This is a genomic window from Actinomadura darangshiensis, assembly GCF_004349235.1.
Taxonomy (GTDB): domain Bacteria; phylum Actinomycetota; class Actinomycetes; order Streptosporangiales; family Streptosporangiaceae; genus Spirillospora; species Spirillospora darangshiensis.
On sequence record NZ_SMKY01000301.1, the window covers coordinates 1 to 10,840 of the forward strand.

A 10,840-nucleotide genomic window follows, 5' to 3' on the forward strand; every position below is an offset into this window, starting at 1 on the left:
GGGTTGAGGGCGGTGTCTGGGAGGGCGGGTCGGATGAGCAATCTTGATGTCAGGCCGAAGCCGGTCGAGTGCGGTGGGCGCGAGGACGTGCCCGGGGGCCCGGTTCATGAGCTGCTGCCGCCGCGGCGGGTGCCGCTGGGTGAGAGCACGGTCGTCCGGCGGCTTCTGCCCAGCCTGGGCCGGCGGATGGTGGGCGCGTGGTGCTTCGTCGACCACTACGGGCCGGACGACATCACCGACGAGCCTGGCATGCAGGTGCCGCCGCATCCGCACATCGGTCTCCAGACGGTCAGCTGGTTGCACGGCGGCGAGGTGCTGCACCGGGACAGCCTGGGGAGTTTGCAGACCGTCCGGCCGAAGGAACTCGGGCTGATGACGTCGGGGCGGGCCATCGCGCACTCGGAGGAGTCCCCGCGCGGGCACGGCCCGGTCCTGCACGGCGCCCAGTTGTGGGTGGCGCTGCCGGACGCCGATCGGCACACGGACCCCGCGTTCGAGCACCACGCGGACCTGCCGGTCGTGGCGGGTCCCGGGTTCAGCGCGACCGTGATCCTGGGTGAACTGGACGGCGTCGTGTCGCCCGGGACGGTGTTCACTCCGCTCATGGGAGCGGACCTCGTCCTAGACGACGGAGCCGAGGTGCGTCTGCCGGTCGAGCCCGACTTCGAGTACGCGGCACTCACGATGTCCGGCATCACGGAGGTCGACGGGATGCGTGTCGAGCCCGGTTCGATGCTGTACCTAGGGTCGGGCCGCCGCGAACTGCCCTTGAGGGCCGATGGTTTGAGCGGGCTCCTGCTTCTGGGAGGCGAGCCGTTCGAGGAGAAGCTCGTCATGTGGTGGAACTTCATCGCCCGGACCGGGGACGAGATCGCCAAGGCACGCGAGGACTGGATGACGGGCGACCGCTTCGGCGCAGTGCGCGGTTACGACGGCGCCCCCATTCCGGCGCCCACCATGCCCGCCACCCCGCTGAAACCCCGAGGTCGCACACGCTGAACGGTTCGGCCAGCGTGTTCCGGTAGTGGGCCGGCGGCAGGGCGGGGTACCCCGCCCCACCGGTCTCGTGTGCCAACACCCCAGGCCGGGCGAAAGGGCCCGCTCGGCGGTGTTCGGGTGTCAAGGTTCGGTGCTGTGGCTGGTTTGGTGTCTTGGCGACGTTGTGGGGTGTCAGGTGTTGTGGACGGGCATCAGGTCGCGTTCGGTGAAGACCTTCTTTGCGGTGAAGGTGGCGTTCACGGCTCGGGGCATGCCGCAGTAGACGGCGGCGTGCAGCATCGCCTCGACGATCTCGTCCGGCTTCAGGCCGACGTTGAGGGCGGCGTGGGTGTGGACTTCGAGTTGCGGCTCGCAGCCGCCGAGGGCGGTGAGGATGCCGAGGGTGACAAGCTGGCGGTCGCGCGGTGCGAGGTTCGGGCGGGCGTACATGTCGCCGAACGCCCAGGCGACGACCTGGTGGGCCAGTTCCGGGGAGATGTCGGCGAGCGAGTCGACGACCTTCTGCCCGGCCTCGCCGTCGACCCGCTGGAGCACGCCCAGGCCGTTCTCGAATCGTTCTTCGCGGGTCATGACTCCCCCAGATGGGTCTCGTAGAAGGTGATCTTGTCGTCCAGTGCGGCGGCGTTGTCCTGCAGGTCGCGGATGCGGCGGGCCAGCTGGGCACGGTGTTCGTGCAGGAGGGCCAGCCGGTCCGGGAAGGTCGGCGGGCCGTTCCGGCGGAGTTCGGCGAACCGCTGCATGTCGGCGATCGACATGCCGGTGTCGCGCAGGCGCAGCAGGAACTCGATCCAGTCGAGGTCGGTGGCGGCGTAGCGCCGCTGGCCGGACGCCGACCGCTCGACCGGGTCGATGAGGCCCGCCTTCTCGTAGTAGCGGAGCGTGTGGGCGGTGAGCCCGGTCCGCTCGGCGACTTCGGCGATGGTGAGCGTGTCCGCTGGAAGCGGCATTGCGCTGGACATGTCGACAACCGTAGAAGTTGGAGCGCGCTCTAACGCAAGCGGCCATCGCCGATCGACTTCACGAGGATCGCGAGCATCAGCGTTCCGCCGGCGATGGCGAGGCTGTGCTCGACGACGGTGACGGCGGGGTACTCGGCGGGCGCATAGCCGCCTGGACGGAGCAGCGCCACCGCCAGTCTCCAGCCGCCCCATGCGAACAGGGAGCCCGACGCGGTGAAGGCCAGCGTCGTCGGGAGCCAGACGGGCATGTTCGGGCGGGCGGAAGTGATCGCCCAGATGGCCCACAGCCCGAGCAGCGCCCAGAGCGCCGAGTTGCCCAGTAGCAGGCGGGCGTTCACGTCGATGAGGTCACGGTGGGCTGGGTCCAGGCCGAGCGTCCCGCCCAACGACCAGTACGTCCATAGGACGGTGGGTGCGGTCAGGACGAGGGACGCCGTGCGTGCCGGACGGGCGGCGAGGCGTTTCCGGTCGGTGAGACGTCCGAGATAGGCGCCCGGCCATCGTTCCCGCATGTAGATGGGGAGGGCGATGGCCAGCCCAACGGCCATGCCGGTGAATCCGATGGCGATGAGGGTCAGCTCCCAGGACGGCGCCGAATCACCATCGTCCCCACCGGCACCTAGGGCGGCACTGACCATGGCATAGGGCAGGAGGGGCACCAGGAACCCGCTGCCCACCCAGGCGAAGAAGACCAAGGGTGCCGTTGGGATATGCCATTTCGGGCCCTGGGCCAAGACCACACCCAGGACGATCCCCGCGGCGGACATGGCGACGGTCACCAGGTTGAGCACGACCCAGTCCGTGCTGCCGAAATCCGGTGGGGCGTGGCCGAAGAGGGCCGCCGCCACCCAGCCGACCTTGACGACGAGGTACAGCGAGAGCGAGGCGGCGGCCCCGTGGCCGGCGAGCCGCCGCGCCGCGTTCAACCTCGGCCCGACGGCCCCCGAGACATCAGGCGTTCCGGTCATGATCGAAGCCTGTCGTCCGGGCCCGGCGGCCGCCTCCCCCGCGCGGAGCATCCGCCTCCCCCGGGGGAACTATCGGTCGGACGGGAGGAATTCGTCGAGGGCCGCGGCCACCAACTCGGGACGTTCGAGGGTCTGCATGTGAGGAGTGCCCGGAAGCTCCCGGTAGGTCGAGCCAGGAATCCGCTCGGCGATGCCTGACATGATCTGCGGGGTCGTCGACGCGTCCAGCTCGCCCGCGAGGACGAGGGTCGGGAAGTCGAGCCCGGCTAGACGGCCCTGCACGTCCACTCCCCTGAAGGCACGCCAGGCGGCCGCCCAGTCGGCGGGGTCGAAACGCCGGATGTGCTCTCGCGCGTACCGGACGCCCCAGGGGTTCGTGGCGAGTGCGGCGGGTGTGAACCAGCGCGTCAGCGTCGGGACGATCTGCGCCTCCATGCCGTCGGCCTCGCCGGAGCGGGCGCGCTCCTCGAACGCGTCGAAGGCGTGATCGGTGGTCGCGAGCAGGGCCAGCGACGCGACGCGGCCGGGTGCGCGGACGGCGGCCGCCTGCGCGATGCCGCCGCCCATCGAGAGGCCGACGACATGCGCCCGCTCCACGTTGAACGAGTCGAGGACGCCCAGGAGGTCCGCGGCGAGATCGTCCATGGTGAACGGGCGGGGCGCGCCCGCGGCGGCACCATGTCCGCGGAAGTCGTAGGCGAAGACCCGCCGGCCGTTGGAAAGGCGTTCCATGACCGGCTCCCACATGCGCCAATCGACGCCGAGGGAATGCGACAGAATCACGGCAGGCCCGTGGTCGCCCTTCTGCGCGACGACGGTCTCATGGCCGGCAAGCGCGACACGGTGCAATTGCGGCGGGCTCGGAACCCCCTGCTCCTCCAGGACGTCGTTGACGACGGCGAGTGCGTCAAGCGCGCGGGGAAAACCGGCGTACACCGAGATGTGCTCGCAAAGCGCCAGCAGTTCGGACGGTTCGACGCCCTGCCGCAGCGCCCCGCGCACATGGCTGGCGAGACGGCTCTCCGCGCCTCCCGCGGAGGCGATGATGGCGACGGACGCGAGTTCTCGCGCCCGGCGTGCCAGTTCGGGACGAGCCAGTGCCCCGCCGAACGCCCCGTCCACGACCGCTTCGAACATCTGCGGGGACGTCCGGAGTACCGCGCCCAGAGCCTCCTCGGGCTTCCTTCCCATCAGGCCTTCGTACTCGCGTCGTCCCCGTTCATGGCGGTTCATGTCGTGCTCCTTCGACCGTTAGATGCCGCTAGAAGTCCGCTTTCTGCGGAGTACGACAATCCTCATCCAAGAGGAGAGAAGATGTCCAAGACATACCAAGCCTGCTGGCGATATCTCAGGCCTATCATCAGGTGACCGACACCAGGTCCGGACGGCGTCCGACGAAGTCGATGAAAGCGGCGAGGGCCGGACCCGGACGGCGTCCCGCCGGCCAGGCGAGCGACGGCGCCCAGGCCGGCTCCGGGTCGAGCCGGACGATCCCCACCGGCTGGCCCGGCTCCTCCGCCACCGACCGGGGGACGACGGCCGCGGCCAGCCCGACGCTCGCCATGGCTCGGGCGGTGCTGTACTCCCGCGTCTCGAACCGGATCCGCGCCGTCGCACCGGCGTCCGCCAAGGCCGACAGGACGATCTCGCGTATCACCGACCCCGGCGAGTAGCAGACCAGGTCGACGCCGTCCAAGGCCGCGACGGGCACGCGGTACTTGCCGGCGAGCGGCGCGGACTCGGCCGTGATCAGGACGAGGGGCTCGTCCCCCAGCGGCAGGGATTCGAGGCGGCGTCCGGCCTCCTGCGGCGGCAATCGGACGACGGTCGCAGCATCGAGCCGTCCGCCGTACAGGCCGGCGACCATCTCCTCGGTGTTCATTTCCCGCAGTTCCACCTCGACGGCGGGAAACTCCTGGGAGAACTCAGCCAGCAGGCGTGCGAGCCTCGCGGTCAGCCCGCGGGCGCCACCGAGACGGATCCGGCCGCGCGTGCCCGCCGTCCAGCCGCGCATCTCGTCCTCGACCGCCGCGATGTCGGCCAGGATCCGTTCGGCGTGCTCCAGCAGCGCGGCCCCGGCCGAGGTCAGCTCCACCCGGTGGTTGTTCCGCTCGAACAGCGCGATGCCGAGCTGCCGTTCAAGCTTGCGGATCTGCTGGGACAGCGCGGGCTGAGCGATCTGCAGCGTCTCCGCCGCCCGCGTGAAGTGCAGCTCGCGCGCGACGGCCCGGAAGTATTCGAGCTGACGAGAAGCCATCATTCATTGAGCATCTCACCATAACAGCTCACCATGCACCCGCCATCTCACTCGAAGCCGTCCACGTTCAGCCGCCCCGGCCGCGCAAGGGGGTTAACACAGGGGTAACGGGCTGCTCACAAAACTCCCGACCATGCATCCCGAGGCCAGGCCCCGCCGATGAGGCGCGCAGGGCTCTTGATCACCGCGACGTTGGCCGCGACCGCGATACTGGTGGCCGGCTCCACGGCATCGGTCCGCAAGCCGGCGACCGTTCCCACGATCGCCGCGACGACCCCGAGCCCGAGGCGGCAGCCCACGATCCCGACATTCACGAAGACCCAGCGCGACGCGCTGACCCGCGAACTCCGCCGATACCTCAAGGACAAGCCCGGAGATCTGTCGCTGTCGGTGCGCGACCTGACCACCGGCACTTCGTACTCCTACAACGAGGACCTCCGGACCGCGACGGCCAGCATCGTCAAAGTCGACATCGTCATGGCGCTGCTTCTCAGAGCTCAACGCGGAGAACGCGACCTCACGTCCCGCGAGAAGTCCTTGGCCGAACGCGCGATCACGGTCAGCGACAATGCCGCGGCCTCCGCGCTCTGGCATTCCATCGGCGGCGCGGGCGGCCTGGCGTCCGCGAACAGAAAACTGGGCCTGCGCGACACCGACCCGGGCCCGGGGAACGCCTGGGGGTCGACGACGACCAGCGCCGCCGACCAGATCCGGCTGCTGAGGGCCCTCACATCCGACCGGAGCCCGCTGCGTTCGGGGAGCCGCCGATACCTCCGCGGACTGATGGGGGACGTGACCCCCGAACAAGCGTGGGGCGTCAGCGCCGCCGGGAACGATGCCGAATTGAAGAACGGCTGGCTTCCCCGCGAAAGGCACAACGGCCGCTGGACGGTCAACAGCATCGGCATCGTCCAGCGTCTCGGCCACACGTACCTCCTCGCCGCCCTCACCGAACGCGGCACCACGATGCAGGACGGAATCGAGACCCTGGAACACGCCGTCGAAACGGCTGCCGCGGCCCTCGCGGGCGCCTTCATCCAAACCTGAAAGGCCGCCTCACCTGCGGTGTTCGCGATAACCGCGCGGAGGCCGTCATACTCTCCGTCGAAACAGGGCCCGCCCCCGCGCTGAAGGAGTCGACGGCATGCGCTCTAGGCCGCTGTACGACGTCGTTGCAGTTCTCGTGCGGCTCGGCGTGGGCGTCGTGTTCATGGCGCACGGCTGGCAGAAGATCGAGGCGGGCGTCACCGCGACGAGCCACACCTTCGACGGCCTCGGCGTCCCGCTCCCGACGGCCGCCGCCGTCTACTCCGCGTTCGTCGAGCTGCTGGGCGGTGCCGCGCTGATCGCCGGGCTGGGGCTGCCGGTCACCGGAGTCCTGCTGTTCGTGGACATGGCGGGCGCGTTCATCTTCATCCACGCCGACCAGGGCCTGTTCATGGTGGACGGCACGACCGTCCAGAACGGCTACGAACTCGTCCTCGCCCTGGGCATGGCCAGCCTGCTGTTCGCCGCGGGCGGCGGCGGACGCCTGACCCTCGACCAGTGGATCATCGGCAAGCGGCTGCGCCGACCCGATGACGACGACGAGGACGACGCCGCGAGCTTCGTCGAATCCCTGCGCCAGGCGGAGGGGAAGCCCCCGAAGAAGCCCCGTCCTCCGCGCCGGCCCAAGACCCCGGACCCGGCACCGCAGCCCACCGAGGACCCCACCAAGCCCGAAGGCTCCGAGGACGACGTACTCGTCGCCGGCACCCGCAAAGCGTCGCACCGCCGCCGCTCCTCGACGACCCAGCCGATCAAGCGCGGCCCCGCCGACGACAAAGACCCCTCCACCTGAGAGACCGGCGGCATGGAGCCATCCAGGCCGCCCATATCCGCCTGGGACGACCAGGACGTTTGCGACCGCCCTGACCGAAAGGTCGAGGGGGAACCGGCACCGGCCGGTTCCCCCTCTGATCTACGACTCCGGGCCGTGGCCGATCAGGTCAGCTGCAGCCGCTGGTGGAGCCGCAGCCTTCGCAGACGTAGCAGCTGCCCGCCGGGCGCATCTTCGTGCCGCAGGTCAGGCAGAGCGGCGCGTCGGCCGTCCGGCCCTGGCGGCTCTCGATGACCTCCATGGAGGAGTGCGCCTCGGTGGACGCCGCCGGAGCGGGCGCCGCCGGGCGCGTGATCTCGGCGGACTGCGCCAGCGACTCGTGGTCGACCTCGGCCTCGGTGTGCAGGTCGGCCGGGTCCTCGCCGTTGGCCTGCATCGCGCGCTCCCCGGCGGTGAAGATGCCGAGGCCGGCGCGCTCCTCGTAGGGCAGGTGGTCCAGCGCCAGGCGGCGGAAGATGTAGTCCATCACCGAGGTCGCCATGCGGATGTCGGGGTCGTCCGTCATGCCGGCCGGCTCGAACCGCATGTTGGTGAACTTCTCCACCCACGTCTCCAGCGGGACGCCGTACTGGAGGCTGATGGAGATCGCCATGGAGAAGGCGTCCATCACGCCGGCGAGCGTGGAGCCCTGCTTGCCGAGCTTGAGGAAGACCTCGCCGACGCCGTCGTCCGGGTAGGACGAGGCGGTCATGTACCCCTCGGCGCCCGCGACGGAGAAGCGGGTGACGGTCGCGGGACGCTGCTTCGGCAGCCGCTTGCGGACGGGACGCGCCGCCACCGCGGCATCGGCGGGCGCCGCCGCCTTCGGCTCCTCCTTCTTGCCCGCCGCCGACAGCGGCTGGCCGACCTTGCAGTTGTCGCGGTAGATCGCCAGGGCCTTCAGGCCGAGCCGCCAGCCCTCGAAGTACACCTTCTCGATGTCCTCGATGGTGGCCTGCTCCGGCATGTTGACGGTCTTGGAGATCGCGCCGGACAGGAACGGCTGCACCGCCGCCATCATCCGGACGTGCCCCATCGGGCTGATCGCCCGCTCCCCCATCGCGCAGTCGAACACCTCGTAGTGCTCGGGACGCAGGCCGGGGGCGTCCACGACGTGGCCGTTCTCGGCGATGTACTCGACGATCGCCTCGATCTGCTCCTGCTGGTAGCCGAGCCTCTCCAGGGCGCGCGGCACCGTGTGGTTGACGATCTGCATGGACCCGCCGCCGACGAGCTTCTTGAACTTCATCAGGGCGAGGTCGGGCTCGATGCCGGTGGTGTCGCAGTCCATCATCAGGCCGATCGTCCCGGTCGGGGCGAGGAGGCTGGCCTGCGCGTTGCGGTACCCGTGCTTCTCCCCGGCCTTCAGGCAGTCGGCCCACTGCTTGGCGGCGGCGGCGTGGACGGCCTTGCTCATCGCGTCCAGCGTGCGGATGCCGTCGTTGGCGGCGGCGTGCTTGCGCGTGACCCGCTTGTGCGCGTCGGCGTTGCGCGCGTAGCCCTCGTACGGGCCGACCACACCGGCGATCTCCGCCGAGCGGCGGTAGGCGACGCCCGTCATCAGGGACGTGATCGCCGCCGCGAGGGACCGTCCGCCCTCGGAGTCGTAGGCGTGCCCGGTCGCCATCAGCAGTGCGCCCAGGTTGGCGTAGCCGATGCCGAGCTGCCGGTAGTCGCGGGTCGTCTCGGCGATCTTCTGCGTCGGGAAGTCGGCGAAGGTGATGGAGATGTCCATCGCGGTGATGACCAGCTCGGTGAGCTTCACGAACTTCGCGACGTCGAACGTCCCCGCGTCGGTGAGGAACTTCAGCAGGTTGATGCTCGCGAGGTTGCAGGACGAGTTGTCCAGGCTCATGTACTCCGAGCACGGGTTGGACGCCGTGATGCGCCCGGTCTCGGGGTTGGTGTGCCAGTCGTTGATCGTGTCGTCGTACTGGACGCCCGGGTCGGCGCACTCCCAGGCGGCCTTCGCCATCAGCCGGAACAGGTCCTTGGCCTTGACGGTCTCGACGACCTCGCCGGTCATGCGGGCGCGCAGGGCGAACTCGCCGTCCGACTCGACGGCGTGCATGAACTCGTCCGACACCCGGACCGAGTTGTTGGCGTTCTGGTACTGGACGCTGCCGATGTCCTTGCCGCCGAGGTCCATGTCGAACCCGGCGTCCCGCAGCGCGCGGATCTTGTCCTCCTCGCGCGCCTTGGTCGCGATGAACTCCTCGACGTCGGGGTGGTCGACGTCCAGGACGACCATCTTGGCGGCCCGGCGGGTCGCGCCGCCCGACTTGATCGTCCCGGCGGACGCGTCGGCGCCGCGCATGAACGAGACGGGCCCGCTCGCCGTCCCGCCGGACGAGAGCAGCTCCTTGCTGGAGCGGATGCGGGAGAGGTTCAGGCCGGCGCCGGAGCCGCCCTTGAAGATGACGCCCTCTTCCTTGTACCAGTCGAGGATCGACTCCATCGTGTCGTCCACCGACAGGATGAAACACGCCGAGACCTGCTGCGGGGACCTGGTGCCGACGTTGAACCAGACCGGCGAGTTGAAGCTGAACAGCTGGTGGACCAGCGCGTACTTCAGTTCGTGGTCGAAGATCTCGGCATCCTGCTCGGAGGCGAAGTAGCCCTCCTTGAGCCCCGTGTCCACGTACATGCGGACGACGCGGTCGACGAGCTGCTTCAGGCTCCATTCCCGCTGCGGCGTCCCGACCGCCCCGCGGAAGTACTTGGACGTGACGATGTTGGCGGCGTTCAGCGACCAGAAGTCGGGGAACTCGACGCCGCGCTGCTCGAAGTTGACCGAGCCGTCGCGCCAGTTGGTCATGACGACGTCACGACGTTCCCAGCGCAGCTCGTCGTATGGATGCACGCCGGGCGTGGTGAAAATGCGCTCGACCTTCAGCCCTTTGCGTCCCCCCTTGCCGCGCCGCGCCGCCGAGCCGCTCACCGTCTCCGTCATGACCTTCCCCCTCTCGGGCCCACCCGCAGGGCCCTGTCCAGGAACAACCCCGCCGCCGCACGACCCATGCCCGCGCGGAGACGCCTTTACTTGTGCTGCTGTGTTTCCGGAACCGTCCCTACCGGGACGGGCCGGGCTCCCCCGAGGAACCGGCCTTCCGCAGTGTTTCGATCTCCTTGGCGAAGTCGTCCAGCGACTCGAAGCTCCGGTAGACCGAGGCGAATCGCAGATAGGCGACCTCGTCGAGTTCGCCGAGCGGCCCCAGGATGGCGAGGCCGATCTCGTGCGAGGGGATTTCCGCGGAGCCGGAGGACCTGATCTCCTCTTCGACCCGCTGCCCCAGTTTCGCGAGCGCATCCTCGTCGACCGGCCGGCCCTGACAGGCCCTGCGCACACCGGCGATGATCTTTTCCCGGGAGAACGGCTCGGTGACCCCGCTGCGCTTGGCCACCATCACGAGCACATTCTCCTGCGTCGTGAATCGCCGGCCGCATTCCGCGCACGAGCGGCGACGCCGAATGGCGCCCCCGTCGTCGGTCGAGCGGCTGTCGATCACTTTGGTGTCAGGGTTGCGGCAGAACGGGCAGTGCACGTTAGACCCCTCCCCTGACGAAAACGCGTCACACCTCTGAACAGTGCCACATATAGGTTAAGTACGTCGGTGTGACTACTAGATGTTGTGGTCAACCGTACGGCTCGCCGGGGGCGTTCGCAACCTGGTCCGACGCCTCACGGGCCCCACCCGCCGCGTCCGCGCAGGTCATCTCAGAACTCCCGTTTTTCCCTCCGGGCGTGTCGTCACCCACCGTCTCCAGCACCCCCCGCCCGGTGACAGAACCCCAGGTG

10 protein-coding genes are annotated in these 10,840 nt (G+C 69.4%); 3 read left to right on the forward strand and 7 right to left on the reverse strand.

The annotated features are described in order from the left end of the window. Positions 1-33: 33 nt before the first annotated feature. Complete coding sequence (locus E1293_RS38760) at positions 34-999, forward strand: pirin family protein (RefSeq protein WP_132203744.1); 966 nt, start codon at positions 34-36, stop codon at positions 997-999. Between the two features lie 171 nt (positions 1,000-1,170). On the opposite strand, the gene E1293_RS38765 is transcribed toward E1293_RS38760, so the two are convergent. The 5 genes from E1293_RS38765 to E1293_RS38785 all read right to left on the reverse strand — a co-directional run bounded on the left by E1293_RS38765 (position 1,171) and on the right by E1293_RS38785 (position 5,186). Then, a complete protein-coding gene (locus E1293_RS38765; protein WP_132203746.1) occupies positions 1,171-1,569 on the reverse strand; it encodes a carboxymuconolactone decarboxylase family protein in 399 nt (132 codons plus the stop codon). Continuing rightward, complete coding sequence (locus E1293_RS38770; RefSeq protein WP_132203748.1) at positions 1,566-1,958, reverse strand: MerR family transcriptional regulator; 393 nt, start codon at positions 1,956-1,958, stop codon at positions 1,566-1,568. Before E1293_RS38770 ends, E1293_RS38765 begins: the two co-directional genes overlap by 4 nt. 29 nt (positions 1,959-1,987) lie before the next feature. Further along, positions 1,988-2,926: a hypothetical protein gene (locus E1293_RS38775; RefSeq protein WP_132203750.1), complete on the reverse strand. Its 939-nt coding sequence runs from the start codon at positions 2,924-2,926 to the stop codon at positions 1,988-1,990. A gap of 69 nt (positions 2,927-2,995) precedes the next feature. After that, positions 2,996-4,159 (reverse strand): alpha/beta hydrolase, encoded by a 1,164-nt coding sequence (locus tag E1293_RS38780; RefSeq protein WP_132203752.1) that lies wholly within the window; start codon positions 4,157-4,159, stop codon positions 2,996-2,998. Positions 4,160-4,286: 127 nt separating this feature from the next. Further along, positions 4,287-5,186, reverse strand: coding sequence for a LysR family transcriptional regulator (locus tag E1293_RS38785; protein ID WP_132203754.1), 900 nt, complete (start codon positions 5,184-5,186; stop codon positions 4,287-4,289). A 156-nt stretch (positions 5,187-5,342) separates the two neighbouring features. Here E1293_RS38785 and E1293_RS38790 point away from each other — a divergent pair, with 156 nt between their 5' ends. Next, positions 5,343-6,230, forward strand: a complete 888-nt coding sequence (locus E1293_RS38790; protein WP_132203756.1) for a serine hydrolase — start codon at positions 5,343-5,345, stop codon at positions 6,228-6,230. Positions 6,231-6,327: 97 nt separating this feature from the next. Next, positions 6,328-7,023 carry a DoxX family protein gene (locus E1293_RS38795; RefSeq protein WP_132203758.1) on the forward strand — a complete coding sequence of 232 codons (696 nt, stop codon included), beginning with the start codon at positions 6,328-6,330 and terminating at the stop codon, positions 7,021-7,023. A gap of 148 nt (positions 7,024-7,171) precedes the next feature. Here E1293_RS38795 and E1293_RS38800 read toward each other — a convergent pair whose 3' ends face one another. Beyond that, on the reverse strand, positions 7,172-9,994 hold the full coding sequence (locus tag E1293_RS38800; protein ID WP_132203760.1) for a vitamin B12-dependent ribonucleotide reductase: 2,823 nt from the start codon (positions 9,992-9,994) through the stop codon (positions 7,172-7,174). Between the two features lie 118 nt (positions 9,995-10,112). Then, complete coding sequence (gene nrdR, locus E1293_RS38805; RefSeq protein WP_132203762.1) at positions 10,113-10,586, reverse strand: transcriptional regulator NrdR; 474 nt, start codon at positions 10,584-10,586, stop codon at positions 10,113-10,115. Between the last annotated feature and the right edge of the window lie 254 nt (positions 10,587-10,840).